This window comes from Mesorhizobium sp. M7A.F.Ca.US.006.04.2.1 (assembly GCF_004022915.1).
GTDB lineage: Bacteria > Pseudomonadota > Alphaproteobacteria > Rhizobiales > Rhizobiaceae > Mesorhizobium > Mesorhizobium ciceri.
Genome location: NZ_RZQA01000040.1, coordinates 1 through 15,466, shown reverse-complemented (window position 1 = coordinate 15,466; position 15,466 = coordinate 1). Strand labels below are relative to the sequence as shown.

The following is a 15,466-nucleotide window of genomic DNA, read 5'->3' as shown; positions in this document are numbered from 1 at the left end:
GCCAGATGGAGGCATCGCTGTTTGCCGCGGCGCGCCGCGAGATGATTTCGGGCACGTCCGCCGGTGACAGGGATCTGGCCGAGGCTTTTGCCGCCATTCTCGATCGGGGCGGCGAAGCCGGGCTCGACGCCTTGCTGGGTGAGATTGTGCGCAAGCGCGACGGCTTGCGCCATTTCATCGACGCGGTCGGGCGCGATGGCACGCACTTCCAGGCCCTGTTCGACGAATTCCATTTCCATCCAGGCCAGACAGCCGAGGGCATAGCCGCTTCGGTATGGCCGTTGCCGGGCTTCCTGCCCGACTATTTTGCCGGCTTCGCCCACGCCGCCGAGGCCACCGACGCCAGATCGGTACTGAACAACATCCTGCCCTATGCGCGGCAGGCCTTTGCCGAGGGCGATCCCATTCGCCGCCTGCAACTGCTCGCGCGAGCCTTCCTCAAGACCGATGGCGACGCTTACGACCCGGCAAAGGCCTTCAAGAGGGCCCTGGTCGACCGGTTGCCGAATCTGGCGGAGCGTTATCTCTCGGCCGCCAACGCCATAGTCGAAACCACCGATCGGCTGGCCCTGTTCCGGATGCTTGAAGGCACGGCTGCCGCGCTGACCATCGCCGACTGGCTGATCGCCCGCTACGAAATGCTGAAGCGCAGCCGCGGCTTCCTCGATTTCAACGACCTGATCACCCGCACCGTCAACCTGCTGGCGCGGCCGGACGCCGGCCCCTGGGTGCAGTACAAGCTCGACCAGGGCATCGACCACATCCTGCTCGACGAGGCGCAGGACACCAGTCCGGACCAATGGGAAGTGGTGAAACGGCTGGCGGAGGAATTCTTTGCCGGCTTTGGCGCACGCGACAGGGTCCATCGCACGGTGTTCGCCGTCGGCGACGAGAAGCAGTCGATCTATTCGTTCCAGGGTGCGGCCCCGGACTCCTTCGCCGACAGCCGGCTGTTGTTTGCCGGACGAGTGCGTGACGCCGAGGCGTCCTTCGCCGATCTCAAGCTGACCTGGTCGTTCCGCTCGACCGACGATGTTCTGACCGCGGTCGACCGCGTCTTCGCCGATCCAGCCGTGCGGCGCGGCATCAGTCATGATCCCGATCCGCTTCGCCACCAGGCGATCCGCACCGACGCGCCGGGCTATGTCGAGGTGTGGCCGTCGGTCGGCGCTGAAGCCGTCGATGAGCCAGATGACTGGACACAAGCCATCGACCATGCGCACGCGCCGGCGGTGCGCGTGGCCGAGAACGTCGCCGCCACAATCGCCGGCTGGATCGGCAGTGGCGAAATCATCGAAGGCCGCGGCAAGCGGCTGCGGCCGGGCGATGTGCTGGTGCTGGTGCGCAAGCGCGATCGCTTCGTCCATGCCCTGACCCGCGCACTCAAACGCCGCGACATTCCGGTTGCCGGCGCCGACCGGCTGAGCCTGCCCGGGCACATCGCGGTCAAGGATCTGATTGCGCTCGGTCACCTCCTCATCCAGCCGCAGGACGATTTGTCGCTTGCCGCCGTGTTGCGCAGCCCGATCTTCGATCTGCCGGAAGAGGCGCTTTTCACGCTCGCCGCGCAGAGGCCGGCTGGTCTGTCGTTGATCGCATCGCTGCGACAGCACGCCGGCGAAAGCGAGAGACTGGCGAAGATCGTCGCCCAGGTCGACATCTGGACGAACGAAGCCGCGTTTAAGCCGGTGTTCGAATTCTATGCCGCCCTGCTGGCGCGCGATGGCGTGCGCCGCAAGATGATCGCGCGGCTCGGGCCCGAAGCCGGCGATATTCTCGACGAGTTCCTGAGCTTCTGTCTTGCCGAGGAGCGAACCGGCCTGCCGGGGCTCGAAGCCTTCCTGTCGACGCTGGAAAACGCCGGTCCCGAGATCAAGCGCGAGATGGACCAGACCCGCGACGAGGTCCGGGTCATGACCGTGCACGCCGCCAAGGGCTTGGAAGCGCCCGTCGTGTTCCTGGTCGATGGCGGTTCCGCGCCGTTCAGCGACCAGCATTTGCCGCGCCTGATGCCCTTCGATGGCTCCGGCGCGAACTGGGACGGCAAGGGCTATCTCTGGCGCTCGGCCAGCGAGGTCGCCAACGGTTTTTCGAAAGCGGCGGCCTCAAGGGCACGGGAACTCGCCGACGACGAATACCGCCGGCTGCTCTATGTCGGCATGACCCGTGCCGAGGACCGGCTGATCGTCTGCGGCTATCATGGCAAGCGGGCGCCGAACGCCGGCACCTGGCACTCAATCGTCAGCCGCGCGCTGATCGGTGCGCCGGAGAGCGAGCAGCGTGCGCATCCCGCCGGCGGCGAGCCGGTGCACCGTTTCCATGTCACCAAGCTGCCCCCCGTCGCGCCAAGTTCCGCCGATCAGCTACGGCAGGCCGACGCTTTTGGGCCTTTGCCGGCGACGCTGTTCCGGCCCTTGCCGCCCTTCGAGGATCTGCCGCGTCCGTTGTCGCCATCGGGCGCCTCGGCGCTGATCGACGAAGGCAAGCAAGCCGTTGTCGACAAGGCGTCGCCGGTGCTCGACGCCGATGCCGAGCCCGGCTTTGCCGTGCTGCGTGGGCTCGCCCTCCACAAACTGCTGCAGATGCTGCCCGGTATTGCCGAGCCCGAACGTGCGGGAGCGGCAGAACGCTATCTCTTGCGAACCGGTGCGGACTGGCCGCCATCAGAGCGTGAAAAGGCCCTGGCGTCGGTCACATCGATCCTTGCCGATCCCGGCTTCGGTCAGCTGTTTGCGCCATCGTCGCGTGCCGAGGTTGCGATCATGGGCAGCCTGGAGGTCAAGGGCAAGAAGCGCTCGATTTCCGGCAAGATCGACCGGTTGGCGGTGACGCCGGACACGGTATCGATTGTCGACTACAAGACCAACCGGCCGGCGCCCGCCACTCTGGCCGAGGTGCCGCCGGCCTATGTCCTGCAGTTGGCGCTCTACCGCGCGCTGTTGCAGCCGCTCTATCCCGGCCGCACGGTCAAGGCGGCCTTGCTGTTCACCGAAGCGCCGCGGCTGATCGAACTGCCTGCCAGCGCCATGGACGACGCCCTTGCTCGACTCACGGGAGCGTGACACAACACCTGCTTGAAGAAGGGCGCGATCACCACCACATTTGGTGGGACAAAAACTTTCAAAAGGATTTTTCCATATGGCAACCGTGAAGGTCGACAAGAGCAACTTCCAAGCTGACGTGCTTGACGCCAACGTACCGGTCGTCGTCGATTTCTGGGCGGAATGGTGCGGTCCCTGCAAGATGATCGCGCCGGCGCTCGAAGATATCGCCACCGAACTTGGCGCCAAGGTCAAGATCGCCAAGCTCAACATCGACGAGAATCCGGAGCTTGCCGCCCAGTTTGGCGTGCGCTCGATCCCGACGCTGATGATCTTCAAGGGCGGCGAAATGGCCGACATGAAGGTCGGTGCCGCGCCGAAGACCGCGCTGTCGCACTGGATCAATGGCAACCTCGCCTGACCCATCTGAAATTCCTGATATCAAGCCCGGCCTCGCGCCGGGCTTTTTGTTGGCGTCATCGGTGCGTGGCTCTGGCTCTCGCATCCGGGCACTCCATGTCATCTGCTTGAGCCAGACAGGAGAACTCCATGACCGGATCCGCCAAGGCCACCGTCTTCATCGACAACGAGCGTGTCATCGTCACCGAATACCGCTTCGCGCCGGGCGAGAACACCGGCTGGCATCGCCACGGCCACGACTACGTCGTCGTGCCGCTGATGGACGGCAAGGTGAAGCTGTTGACCAAGGACGGCGAATCCTTCGCCGAGATGAAGAAGGGCGCGCCCTATTTCCGCAAGGAGGGCGTAGAGCACGACGTCATCAACGCCAATGAAGGCGAATACGCCTTTATCGAGATCGAGCTGAAGTAACGTCGCCTATCAATGCGCTGGAAATCCACCGCGTGATGGCACGCCATCAGCTGCCACCTTGATGGCAGCAGTGGATCGGCCTATATCCGTTCTAAAAGGGAGTTCGAAATGGCCGAACCACAACTCTCAGTCCGAAGCGCAAAAGCACGCGACCTGGCTCATAGACTTGCTCGTCGTGAAAATCGTTCGATAGCCGATGTGGTCGAACGTGCGCTCGAATCCTACGAAATTCGTGAAGCTGGCCGTGAACCTGCTTCCACCTTCTATGCCAGCTTGACTGCAAACCATGGCGCCGACATCGATCTGGAAAAGATCATTCGCGAAGGCCGCCAGGTTCATTCGGGACTTGAGCTTTGATTTTCGTCGATACCAACGTGATTTCGGAGAGTCTGAAGAAGGCGCCGGACCAAGCTGTCCTGGCATGGCTTGTCCGCAATGACGCTGAACTGGCCCTTCCCACAGTGACGATTGCTGAAATCGCCTTCGGCATCCAAAAAATACGGCCTGATGAGCGTGCCGATCGGCTGGAGCAGGGACTTTCCCGGTGGCGCCATCGATTTGCCGGCCGGATTTTTGGACTGACTGAAGATGCTGCCTTGGCTTACGGCGAGATCATGGGTGCCGCGACACGCCAAGGTGCCGGCATGTCAGCCCCCGATGGCATGATTGCGGCGATAGCGCGCGTGAACGGTGGCCGGCTGGCAACGCGCAATCTCAGCGACTTTGGCACCACCAGCCTTGATCTGATCTCACCGTGGGATTTCTGAAGGTCGAAAGCCAAGGTTCGGCCTCAGCCGCCGCAGCCACCCAAGGCATGAATAGTCGCCTGCTTCAGGTCGGCGGGGTGCCGTTCTCGGCCAGCACCGCTCCGGTCAGATACAACGAACCGCTGATCAGGATGCGTGGCGACGGGCCGTCCCAGGTGTCGCGCAGCAGCATCAGCGCGCTGGCGACGGAACTCACCGGCTCGGCGGTCAGCCCGGCTTCCGTTGCGCGGATCGCCAGTTCGTCGTTCGGCACGCCGGCCTCGCTGAGGCTCACCGGCACCGTGTAGACATGCCGGGCGAGGCCCTTGAAGGCACGGAAATAGCCGCTCTGGTCCTTGGTGTTGATCATGCCCGAGATGAGGAACAGCGGACGCGGGTTCTTCTCTTCCTGCTCGGCCAGCGCTTCGGCAACCACCACGCCGGCACCGGGATTGTGGCCGCCGTCGAGCCAGATATCGGCGCCCTTGGGTGCCAGTTCGGCCAGCCGGCCCTGCACGAGCTTCTGCATGCGGCCGGGCCAGGCGACATTGATCATCGCCTTTTCGGCGGCGCGATGGCTGATCTCGAAACCGGCCGCTTTGACCGCGGCGATCGCCGCCGCCGCATTGGCGAACTGGTGGCGGCCGGGCAGCCTGGGCGGCGGCAGGTCCATCAAGCCGTCTTCGTCCTGGTAGACCATGCGGCCGTTTTCCTCGAAGGCAAGGAAGTCCTGGCCGTAGACGAAGGTGGGGCATTCAAGCCGCTCGGCGGTTTCGATCAGCACCTGCAGAGCCGTCTCGCTTTCCTGCGCGCCGATGACCACCGGACAGCCGGGCTTGATGATGCCGGCCTTTTCGGCTGCGATCAGTTCGACACGGTCGCCGAGATAGGCCTCGTGGTCGAGCGACACCGGCATGATCACCGACACGGCCGGCTCCTTGATGACATTGGTCGCGTCGAAGCGGCCGCCGAGCCCGACTTCGATGATCGCAGCGTCGGCCTGGTGTTCGGAAAACAACAGGAAGGTGACGGCGGTGAGGATCTCGAAGACGGTGATCTTCTCGCCTTCATTGGCCCTGGCGGCACGGGCAATGGCATCGGCGAAAACCCTGTCCTCGACCAGCCTGCCGCCGCCATCGGCGGCCAGCCGGTAACGCTCATGCCAGTTGACCAGATGCGGCGAGGTGTGGACATGGACGCGGTAGTCCGCAGCCTCGAGCAGGGCGCGTGAAAAGGCTGCGCACGAACCTTTGCCGTTGGTGCCGGCGATGTGGATGACCGGGGGCAGCCGGTCCTGCGGATTGTCAAGCCGCTCCAGCAGCCGCGAAATGCGGTCGAGCGAAAGGTCGAAGCCTTTCGGATGAAGCGCCATCAGGGCTTCGATTTCGCGGTCGGCGGCAAGCGTCGTCATGGTGGAATCCTAGCGCATGAGCCTGAAAACCAGAATCGGTTTCGGATGGCCATGGCAATCAAAGGCTACAGCGCGCCGAAGCCCTCGTGCAATCGCGGTCGCGGCGCTTCGTGTCGCTTCAGGCTTGCGGCCGAGCTTCCGCGGCAACCACCGCCGGCGGCAGGATTTCCGGCTCCAGCGTTTTTTGCTCTTCCGGCAGCTTGAGCAGCATCTTGAGCAGGCGCGCGATCGTTTCACGCATTTCCAGCCTGGATACGACCATGTCGACCATGCCGTGCTCCATCAGATATTCGGAGCGCTGGAAGCCATCGGGCAGTTTCTCGCGGATCGTCTGTTCGATGACGCGCGGTCCGGCAAAGCCGATCAGCGCGCCGGGCTCGGCGATGTGCACGTCGCCCAGCATGGCGTAGGAGGCGGTCACGCCGCCCGTGGTCGGGTTGGTCAAAACGACGATGTAGGGCAGGCCGGCTTCCTTCAGCCGGTCGACACCGACCGTTGTCCGAGGCAATTGCATCAGGGACAAAATACCTTCCTGCATGCGGGCGCCGCCGGAAGCAGCAAACAGGATCAGCGGCCGCTTGCGCTGCAGGGCCACTTCGAAACCGTGCACGATGGCGTCGCCGGCGGCCATGCCGAGCGAACCGCCCATGAAGGCGAAGTCCTGCACCGTGACCACAACCGGAAGACCCTCGACGGTGCCCAGCGCATTGATGATCGCGTCCTCAAGGCCGGTCTTGGCCTTGGCGTCCTTCAACCGGTCGACATAGCGCTTCTCGTCGCGGAATTTCAGCGGATCCTGCATGACCTTGGGGTTGTCCAGGGTCTCGTATTTGCCGCCATCGAAGAAGAATTTCAGCCGCTCCTTGGCCGAGATCTTCATGTGATGACCGGACGAGGGAATGACGAACTGGTTCGATTCCAGGTCCTTGTGGAACACCATCTCGCCGGTCTCCGGATCCTTGATCCAGAGATTCTCGGGCATGTCGGTGCGCCGGCCGAGCATCGAATTGATCTTCGGGCGAACGTAATTGGTGATCCAGTTCATCGCTTCGGCTCCTGTCCTGACGAAGAGTTGCTAATGCATGTCGCCCAAAAGTGGGAACCGGTTCTGGGATAACGGCATGCACAAGACCTGACGTAGGGAAACTATTCGGCAGCAGCAAGGCGGGCCGAGCGCACGCCTTGCGCAAGCCCGCTGACCAGCGTGGCGACGGCCTCGGCCGGATCGGCGGTCTTCTCGCCCTTCGGCCCCAGCACATTGGCCACCGCATTGACGATCGCGGTGCCGACGACGACGCCGTCGGCATTGGCGCCGATCACCCGGGCCTGCTCGGCGGTCTTGACGCCGAAGCCGACGCAGACCGGCAGGTCGGTGTGGCCCTTGATGCGCTTGACCGCCGCCGCCACCTTGCCGGTGTCGGCCAGCGCCGAGCCGGTGATGCCGGTCATCGACACGTAATAGACGAAGCCCGACGTGTTCTGCAGCACCTTGGGCAGGCGTTTGTCGTCGGTCGTCGGCGTCGCCAGCCGGATGAAGTTGATGCCGGCTTTCAATGCCGGAATGCACAGTTCCTCGTCCATCTCCGGGGGCAGGTCGACGACGATCAGCCCGTCGATGCCGCTGGCGATCGCGTCCTTGAGGAAGCGGTCGACGCCATAGATGTAGATCGGATTGTAGTAGCCCATCAGCACGATCGGCGTTTCATTGTCGCCAGCGCGGAAGTCGGCCGCCATCTTCAGCGTCTTGGCCAGCGTCTGGCCGCCTTTCAGCGCCCGCAAGCCCGCCGCCTGGATCGCCGGGCCGTCGGCCATCGGATCGGAGAACGGCATGCCGAGCTCGATGATATCGGAACCTGCGCCCGGCAACGCCTTCATGATCGACAAAGAGGTATCGTAGTCGGGGTCGCCGCCCATGAAATAGGTGACGAGCGCCGGGCGGCCTTCGGTCCTGAGCTTCGCCATGCGGCGGTCGATGCGGGTGGCCATGATCAGATCTCCATGCCCAGCATGCTGGCCACCGTGTGCACGTCCTTGTCGCCACGGCCGGACAGGTTGACGATGACGATCTGATCCTTGTCCATGGCAGGCACGATCTTCACCGCATGCGCGATGGCGTGCGCCGATTCCAGCGCCGGGATGATGCCTTCGACGCGCGTCGTCAGCTTGAAAGCCTCCAGCGCCTCGTCATCGAGGATCGGCACGTATTCGACCCGGCCTGAATCGCGCAGCCAGGAATGCTCCGGCCCGACGCCGGGATAGTCGAGGCCGGCCGAGATCGAATGGCCGTCCATGATCTGGCCGTCGGAATTCTGCAGCAGATAGGTGCGGTTGCCATGCAGCACGCCCGGCGCGCCGGCATTCATCGAGGCGCAATGCTCGATGCCGTCGAGACCGCGACCGCCGGCTTCGATGCCGATGATGCGGACCTCCTTGTCGTCGAGGAAGGGATGGAACAGGCCGATGGCGTTCGAACCACCGCCGACAGCGGCGATGATGGTGTCGGGCAGCCGGCCTTCCTGCTCGAGGATCTGTGCCCGCGCCTCGATGCCGATCACCGACTGGAAGTCGCGCACCAGCTCCGGATAGGGGTGCGGGCCGGCGGCGGTGCCGATCAGGTAATAAGTGTCCTCGACATTGGTCACCCAGTCGCGCAACGCCTCGTTCATGGCGTCCTTCAGCGTGCCGTGGCCGGCGGTCACCGGGCGCACTTCGGCGCCGAGCAGCTTCATGCGGAAGACGTTCGGGCTTTGCCGGGCAACGTCTGTGGCGCCCATGTAGACGACGCAGGGAAAGCCGAAGCGGGCCGCAACCGTGGCCGAGGCCACGCCGTGCTGGCCGGCGCCGGTCTCGGCGATGATGCGCTTCTTGCCCATGCGCTTGGCCAGCAGGATCTGGCCGAGGCAGTTGTTGATCTTGTGCGAACCGGTGTGGTTCAAATCCTCGCGTTTGAAGTAGACCTTCGCGCCGCCCGCGAGGCCCCTGGCCGAGGAAACCTCACGAAGATGCTTCGTGAGGCCTTCGGCGAAATAAAGCTTCGACGGCCGTCCGGCATAGTGGGTCGACAGGTCAGTCAGCTCAGCCCTGAAGTCCGCATCGTTCTTGACCTCGTTCCAATGCCGTTCCAGATCGAGGATCAGCGGCATTAGCGTTTCGGCAACGAAACGACCGCCGAAAATGCCGAACATGCCCTGTTCGTCGGGCCCGGTGCGGAAGGAATTGGGTGTCGCCGGCTTGTTCATCGCCGATCTCCTGGCATCTTGACTATGAGGCATGTCCTTGTCGGAAAACCGGTTCCCACTTTTCCGGGACATGCTCTGGTTTGAGGCACCACTAGGCTGCGCGGGTGTTCCGCGCGGCCCTGACGGCCCGGAAAAACTGTTCGATCAGCGCCGGATCCTTGACGCCCGGCGCGCTTTCCACGCCTGAAGAAATGTCGATCCCAGGCGGGTTGGCAAGCCGAAGGGCATCGCCGATATTGGCGGCGTTGAGCCCACCGGAAAGCATGTAATCGACGCCGCCGTCAAGGCCGGCGAGAATGCGCCAGTCGAAGGCAACACCATTGCCGCCCGGCAGTTCGGAGCCTTTGGGCGGCTTGGCGTCGAACAGGAACCGGTCGGCTATGCCGATGAATGGCTTCATTCGTTCGAGATCGGCGGCCTCGCTGAGCGGCAGCGCCTTCATCACCGGCAGGCCATAGCGGGCTTTGACCTCGGCGACGCGCTCGGGCGTTTCCGCGCCGTGCAGCTGCAGCATGTCGGGCTGCATTTTGGCAACGATTTCATCCAGGAAGGCGTCGCCGGCATCGACGGTGACGGCAACCGCCATCGCCTTGCCGCGCGCGGCCTCGCGCAGACGGCCAGCCTCGGCAGGTTCGACATAGCGCGGGCTTTTGGCGAAGAAGATAAACCCGACATGGCTGGCGCCGCCGGCCAGCGCCGCGGCCATTGCCGCGTCGGTCTTCAAGCCGCAGATTTTGATGTCGAGTGCCATGGCGCGGGAATTGGCATGAAAAGCGATAAGAGTCGAGAAAAAGCATGCTGTTTGCCGGCACGGCCAAAGGCGCTACCTATGGATGGACAGGACGCAAGGCGGGAGCACGATCATGGCCGACAGAACCGTAGCCGAACTCAGGCAGAAGATTGCGCAGGCGCGCGAGGTCATCGCGCACCTGATCGACAAGGCCGCATTCAATGGCGCCGAGGCGCACCGCGCGCTCGACTATTTCGGCGGCGATGAGTTCGACGGCAATTTCCTGCCGTGGCCGCATCATGGCGATGAGGGGTTGCGGCCCGAAGACTTGAACGCCGCCAACGACGATTGAGCGATCTACTCGAACATGATCGCCTGCAGCGCACCGCCATTGCGCTTCAGCCAGTCCTTGCAGCGATCGGCGTCGGGGCAGAGCTTTTCGCACAGTTTCCAGAATTTCGGGCCGTGGTTCATCTCCTTGAGATGCGCCACTTCATGCGCGACGAGATAGTTGATGACCGGCGACGGCGCCATCATGATGCGCCAGGAAAAGGACAGATTGCCTTCGGAGGTGCATGACCCCCAGCGGCTTGACGTGTCCTTGAAGCGGATCGCCTTGGCGCGCTTGCCAAGCGCCTCGGTGTGCTTGGCCACCAGCTTCTCGATTTCCTTCTTGGCCTCGCGCTTGAGGAAATCGGCGAGGCGGCGCGGCAGATGTATGCGGTCGCCATGCACGATCAAGAGCGGACCACGTTCGTCGCGCGACACGGTGACGGTGCCGCGCTTTGACGGTTCATGGACGATGCGGTGCGGCACGCCGCGCACCGGGATCCTGATGCCGGGCCGCACCTGCGGCCGCGTCGGCACCTTGGCCAGTCGCTGCTCCAGCCAGTCCTGATGCCGCTCGAGGAACCTGTCCACTTCGCCGCGGCGCAGGCCTGGCGGCACGGTGATGCGCAGACCCTGGCCGCCTGAATCGATACGCAGCGTCATTCGGCGCGCCCTGGCGCTCTCGACGATCTTGAGCGGCAGCGTGCGACCGGCGACGCAATATTCGCGCTCCACGACAGGCGTGGGCTTGGGCTTTGTCAGATTGCGAAAGAAGCCGAGAGTCATGGCGGGACGATACGCGATTCGAGAAAAACGACTAGAACAAAAAAGAAACGGCGCCGCTCGCGCGACGCCGTTTTTTCACGATGTGACCAGTCGCCGGATCTCAGTCGTCAAGCAGGTTCGAACCCTTGCCACGCTTGGTGGTCGTCGTTCCGGTGCTCGGATCGGTCTTCGTCGGCGCCGTCGACTTGTTGCGGTTGGCCATGAAGCGGTCGAACTCGTCCTGGTCCTTGGCGCTGCGCAATTCGCGGGCGTATTCGTCGAACTGGGTCAGCATCTCGTCGAGCTTGCGGCGCTCTTCGTTCAGCCGCTCAAGTTCCTTTTCGCGCCAGTCGTCGAAAGCGACGTTGCCGGTGCGGGCGGAACCATTGCCCCAGCGCGCGGCCTTGTCGGAACCGCGGCGGCAACCGGCGAAGATGCCGTCGGTCGCGCGGTTGACGTCACGCTTGAAGCCATCGAGGCGGTCGCCCCAGATGATGTAGGCGAGCATGGCGAAGCCGAGTGGCCAGAACACCATGAAACCCACAACCATCAACGCGATGGTTGCCGGCGTCCAGGCCGGACGGATCAATGCGGATGTGTTCATTTTCTCCCATTCCTTCGGTTGGAGACAGCCAAACCCGGCTGCGTGGAATCGAAATGGGAAGAGAAAAACGGCGATTCAAGACAATGTCCGCCAAATCCGGACAAGCATCTGAAATGTTTATCGCTTTTTGATCATATCGAGGAAAAGCACGACCAGCCCGGCAATCAGGCCCCAGAATGCGGCGCCAACGCCGAACAGCGTCAGACCCGACGCGGTGACGACAAAGGTGACGGTGGCGGCCATGCGATCCGCCTCTTCCTTCAGCGCGATAGAAAGCGCGTTGGCGAGCGACGCCATCAGCGCCAGGCCCGCCACCAGTACGATCAGGCTCTGTGGCAGCACCGCGAAGATCGCCACCAGCGAAGCGCCGAAAATCGCAAAGATGAGATAGGCGAGCGCATAGAACGGCCCGGTCTTCCAGCGCTCGGCGGGGTCGGGGTGGACGTCCGGCCCGGTGCAGATCGCGGCCGAGATCGCCGCCAGATTGGTGGTCGAGCCGCCGAACGGCGCCGACAGCAGCGAAAACAGGCCGGTGACGCCGATCAGCGGGCCGGGCTCCGGATGGTAGCCGGCGGCGCGCAGCACGGCGAGGCCGGACAGGTTCTGGGAAGCCATGGTGACGAGATAGAGCGGCAGTGCCAGCCCGATCACCGCCTTGGCGGTGAAATCAGGCGCAATCAGCGTCAGCGTCGACAGTTCCGGTGTCGGCAGGCCGCCGACACGGCCGGTGAGGAAAGCGGCAAGGCCACCGCCGATCAGCACCGCCAGCACCGACAGCGCCGGGTTGAACAGGCGGATGACGAAGAAGGCTGCAATCAGCGGCAGGATCAGCCACGGGTCGATGGGAATGGTCTTCACCGCATTGAGCGCGAAGGTGACGACGATACCGGCCAGCATGCCCGAGGCGACGGAAGGCGGTATTCTCGAGATCAGCTTCGTCAGGGGCCGAAACAGCCCGGTGGCGATCAGAAGGACGCCGGTGACGATGAAGGCGGCGACGGCCTCACCCATCGAAAAGCCGCTCGATGCCGCGATCAGCGCCAGGCCCGGCGTCGACCAGGCGGTGATGACTGGCATTTTCGTGCGCCATGACAGCCACAGGCTCTCGATCGCCATGGCCAGGCAGATCGTCGTCACCCAGCTTGCCGTCTCGATCTGCGTCGCGCCGACTGCGTTGGCGGCGGCGATGACGATGGCCAGCGTGCCGCCGAAGCCGACGATCGCCGCGACGAAGGCGGATATCGGAATGGAAAGGCGCATCAGTTTCCCCTCTGCGCCATTGCATCGACGGCCCGCACCAGCATGTCGAGATCCTGCGGTCGCGACAGGCGATGGTCGCCGTCAGGGATCAGCGACAGGGTCACGTCGTCGGCGGGCAGCAGGCTGACCAGCTTCAGTGCATGGCTTGCCGGCACATCCGCATCGGCCAGGCCCTGCAGGATATGCACCGGGCAATGGGTGTCGATCGGGCCTGTCATTGTCAGGTTGTCGCGCCCGTCCTCGATCAGCGCGCGGGTGTAGATGTAGGGTTCCGTGGAATAGTCCGACGGCTCTTCGAAGAAACCTTTTTTGGCGAGATCGCGCTTCTGCGCCTTGGTCAGCACCGGTTCGATCAGTTCAGCGGTAAAATCCGGTGCCGGCGCCAGCAGCACCAGGCCGGCGACGTTGCTGTCATCAGCCTTGCGCAATTCCTGCACCATGCGCAGCGCGATCCAGGCGCCCATCGAGGAGCCGACCAGGATCTGTTTGCCCTTGGTGAAATGCCGGAACACGGCAAGGCTTTGTGCAAGCCATGTCGAAATCGTGCCGTCGGCAAAGGCGCCGCCGGATTCGCCATGGCCGGAATAATCGTGGCGCAGAAAGGCGCGGCCTTCTTTTGCCGCCCAGTCCGACAGCGTCTGCGCCTTCGCGCCCAGCATGTCCGACTTGTAGCCGCCGAGCCAGACGATGCCGGGCGCAGAGCCAGCAGTATGGCGCACCGCGATGCGCGATCCATCGACATCCATAAAGACGGGGGGCGTTGCGGTCATGGCTTTTTCCTCAGGCCCTCTTCTGGCGCGGGATTCTTGTGGCACGGTCGGTGGCGTGGCGAAAAGTGCTCACTATGTTCTTTGTTTGGTGCAGGGCAGCGATCAGGGTGATTTTCTGTCAATGCTGTGCTATTGACTCCGCCCGCGCGCTCACCACATTGGCGCGTCCATGCATCAACACTGACAAATCCTGAACGAAACGGCCAAGGAGACCACGACCATTCGCAGACCTTTCAAAGCAGCGGCGCCGACCAAGGATGGCCCGCGCTCCAACCGTGACATCCGGGTTCCCCGGGTCCAGCTTATCGACGCCGAAGGCCAGAACCGCGGCGATGTTTCCATCAACGACGCATTGCTGCTGGCCGAAGAGGCCGGGCTCGATCTCGTCGAGATATCGCCCAACGCGGTGCCCCCCGTCGTCAAGATCCTTGATCTCGGCAAGTTGAAATACGCCAACCAGAAGAAGGCGGCCGAGGCGCGCAAGAACCAGAAGGTCATCGAGATCAAGGAGATCAAGATGCGCCCGAACATCGACAGCCATGACTACGAGACCAAGATGAAGGCGGTTCGCCGCTTCTTCGAGGAAGGCGACAAGGTCAAGCTGACGCTGCGCTTCCGTGGCCGCGAGATGGCGCATATGGAACTCGGCATGCAGCTTCTGAACAAGGTCCGCGAGGAAGTGGCGACGATTGCCAAGGTCGAAGCGGAACCGAAGCTCGAAGGCCGCCAGATGATGATGGTGCTGTCGCCGCGCTAAGATCTGCATCGGCGCGTATCTAGGATCACGATGACGTCAGGCTTGGCCATCGCGCTTAAATCCGCCTGAATCACATCGCAAGGCGTCCCGGCGATCGGCGGGACGCCTTCTTCTTGTTCAGACGCTGCGATCGCCGGCAAAATTCCTGACGATCGGATTCACTATGGTCGATGAAGTCAAGGTTTCGGACGTGGACTTCAAACACGGGCTGGGCAATTACCAGCATATGCGCCGGATAGTGCTTGCCGTTCTCGTGGTCGTGCTGTTTGCAGCATTGCTATTTGGCCAATCGACGTTTCCGCCCGACACAGCCGTGCACGAGACGATCGAAATGTTCGGCGTGCTGCTGATTTTCCTCGGCATCGTGGGCCGCCTTTGGGCGACACTCTACATAGGCGGGCGCAAATCGTCCGAGGTGGTGACTGGCGGGCCTTACTCGATCACCCGCAACCCGCTCTATGTGTTCTCGACCGTAGCCGCAGCCGGTGTCGGCGCGCAGATCGGTTCGTTCTCCGGTATCATCCTCTTCGGGCTTTTGTGCGCGGGGGCGTTCCATATCGTCATCCTGCGCGAGGAGAAGTTCCTCAAGGAAGCGCTCGGCGCGCCGTATCAGGCCTATCTGGCGCGGGTGCCTCGCTTCTTCCCAAAACTGTCGCTCTACCAGGAGGGCGATACCGGAAACTTCAAGCCGCGCCTGCTGTTGACCACGCTGCTCGACGGCCTGGTGTTTCTGATCGCGCTGCCGGCCTTCGAATTGATCGACGGCGCCCAGCTGTCAGGCATGTTGCCGGTCTGGTTCACGCTGCCCTGACGAGGACACAGCGCCGCATCTCCACAGGTGTTGCGCGCGGGCCGTCTTTGACGTATAGCACCGCCGTTCAAGAAAACCGCCCGGCAGGGCATGCCGTGGCGGTTTCATTTGCTTTTTAGGCTTTGGTCGGCCTGAAGCGAACAATAAGAGCGGTATTGCGCCCACAATACG

17 protein-coding genes are annotated in these 15,466 nt (G+C 63.3%); 8 read left to right on the top strand and 9 right to left on the bottom strand.

Annotation, left to right across the window (positions count from 1 at the left end; genetic code table 11):
• The 5 genes from addA to EN925_RS04105 all read left to right on the top strand — a co-directional run.
• A partial coding sequence (gene addA / locus EN925_RS04125; RefSeq protein ID WP_128336358.1) for a double-strand break repair helicase AddA occupies nt 1-3,062 on the top strand: 3,062 nt, incomplete at its 5' end.
• A gap of 76 nt (nt 3,063-3,138) precedes the next feature.
• A complete protein-coding gene (trxA, locus tag EN925_RS04120; protein ID WP_013528326.1) occupies nt 3,139-3,462 on the top strand; it encodes a thioredoxin in 324 nt (107 codons plus the stop codon).
• Nucleotides 3,463-3,590: 128 nt separating this feature from the next.
• Nucleotides 3,591-3,872, top strand: a complete 282-nt coding sequence (locus tag EN925_RS04115) for a cupin domain-containing protein (protein WP_013528325.1) — start codon at nt 3,591-3,593, stop codon at nt 3,870-3,872.
• Between the two features lie 108 nt (nt 3,873-3,980).
• Nucleotides 3,981-4,229 carry a type II toxin-antitoxin system VapB family antitoxin gene (locus EN925_RS04110; RefSeq protein ID WP_013528324.1) on the top strand — a complete coding sequence of 83 codons (249 nt, stop codon included), beginning with the start codon at nt 3,981-3,983 and terminating at the stop codon, nt 4,227-4,229.
• Nucleotides 4,226-4,639, top strand: a complete 414-nt coding sequence (locus EN925_RS04105) for a type II toxin-antitoxin system VapC family toxin (RefSeq protein WP_063169784.1) — start codon at nt 4,226-4,228, stop codon at nt 4,637-4,639. Before EN925_RS04110 ends, EN925_RS04105 begins: the two co-directional genes overlap by 4 nt.
• Before the next feature lie 64 nt (nt 4,640-4,703).
• On the opposite strand, the gene EN925_RS04100 is transcribed toward EN925_RS04105, so the two are convergent.
• The 5 genes from EN925_RS04100 to EN925_RS04080 form a co-directional block, all read right to left on the bottom strand.
• Nucleotides 4,704-6,029 carry a folylpolyglutamate synthase/dihydrofolate synthase family protein gene (locus EN925_RS04100; RefSeq protein ID WP_063169785.1) on the bottom strand — a complete coding sequence of 442 codons (1,326 nt, stop codon included), beginning with the start codon at nt 6,027-6,029 and terminating at the stop codon, nt 4,704-4,706.
• A gap of 118 nt (nt 6,030-6,147) precedes the next feature.
• Nucleotides 6,148-7,074, bottom strand: a complete 927-nt coding sequence (gene accD / locus EN925_RS04095; RefSeq protein ID WP_013528321.1) for an acetyl-CoA carboxylase, carboxyltransferase subunit beta — start codon at nt 7,072-7,074, stop codon at nt 6,148-6,150.
• Between the two features lie 101 nt (nt 7,075-7,175).
• Nucleotides 7,176-8,015, bottom strand: coding sequence for a tryptophan synthase subunit alpha (gene trpA, locus EN925_RS04090; protein WP_027161022.1), 840 nt, complete (start codon nt 8,013-8,015; stop codon nt 7,176-7,178).
• Between the two features lie 2 nt (nt 8,016-8,017).
• Entirely contained in the window at nt 8,018-9,268 is a 1,251-nt protein-coding gene (trpB, locus tag EN925_RS04085; protein WP_013528319.1) for a tryptophan synthase subunit beta, read from the bottom strand.
• A 91-nt stretch (nt 9,269-9,359) separates the two neighbouring features.
• Nucleotides 9,360-10,019 (bottom strand): phosphoribosylanthranilate isomerase, encoded by a 660-nt coding sequence (locus tag EN925_RS04080; protein WP_024501981.1) that lies wholly within the window; start codon nt 10,017-10,019, stop codon nt 9,360-9,362.
• A 112-nt stretch (nt 10,020-10,131) separates the two neighbouring features.
• Here EN925_RS04080 and EN925_RS04075 point away from each other — a divergent pair, with 112 nt between their 5' ends.
• The gene (locus EN925_RS04075) at nt 10,132-10,350 is read left to right on the top strand and encodes a hypothetical protein (protein WP_013528317.1); all 219 of its coding nucleotides are present in this window, start codon (nt 10,132-10,134) and stop codon (nt 10,348-10,350) included.
• A gap of 5 nt (nt 10,351-10,355) precedes the next feature.
• Here the strand turns inward: EN925_RS04075 and EN925_RS04070 are convergent, their stop codons facing one another.
• The 4 genes from EN925_RS04070 to EN925_RS04055 all read right to left on the bottom strand — a co-directional run bounded on the left by EN925_RS04070 (nt 10,356) and on the right by EN925_RS04055 (nt 13,727).
• Entirely contained in the window at nt 10,356-11,114 is a 759-nt protein-coding gene (locus EN925_RS04070) for a M48 family metallopeptidase (protein ID WP_127368043.1), read from the bottom strand.
• Nucleotides 11,115-11,214: 100 nt separating this feature from the next.
• Nucleotides 11,215-11,697 (bottom strand): DUF2852 domain-containing protein, encoded by a 483-nt coding sequence (locus EN925_RS04065; RefSeq protein ID WP_128336356.1) that lies wholly within the window; start codon nt 11,695-11,697, stop codon nt 11,215-11,217.
• Nucleotides 11,698-11,814: 117 nt separating this feature from the next.
• Entirely contained in the window at nt 11,815-12,957 is a 1,143-nt protein-coding gene (locus EN925_RS04060) for a benzoate/H(+) symporter BenE family transporter (RefSeq protein WP_013528314.1), read from the bottom strand.
• Nucleotides 12,957-13,727 carry an alpha/beta hydrolase gene (locus tag EN925_RS04055; protein ID WP_027161018.1) on the bottom strand — a complete coding sequence of 257 codons (771 nt, stop codon included), beginning with the start codon at nt 13,725-13,727 and terminating at the stop codon, nt 12,957-12,959. The genes EN925_RS04060 and EN925_RS04055 overlap by 1 nt, the downstream gene beginning before the upstream one ends.
• Before the next feature lie 220 nt (nt 13,728-13,947).
• On the opposite strand from EN925_RS04055, the gene infC reads away from it, so the two are divergent.
• Nucleotides 13,948-14,484 (top strand): translation initiation factor IF-3, encoded by a 537-nt coding sequence (gene infC, locus EN925_RS04050; RefSeq protein WP_013528312.1) that lies wholly within the window; start codon nt 13,948-13,950, stop codon nt 14,482-14,484.
• A gap of 163 nt (nt 14,485-14,647) precedes the next feature.
• Nucleotides 14,648-15,295 carry an isoprenylcysteine carboxylmethyltransferase family protein gene (locus EN925_RS04045; RefSeq protein WP_013528311.1) on the top strand — a complete coding sequence of 216 codons (648 nt, stop codon included), beginning with the start codon at nt 14,648-14,650 and terminating at the stop codon, nt 15,293-15,295.
• Nucleotides 15,296-15,466: the final 171 nt, after the last annotated feature.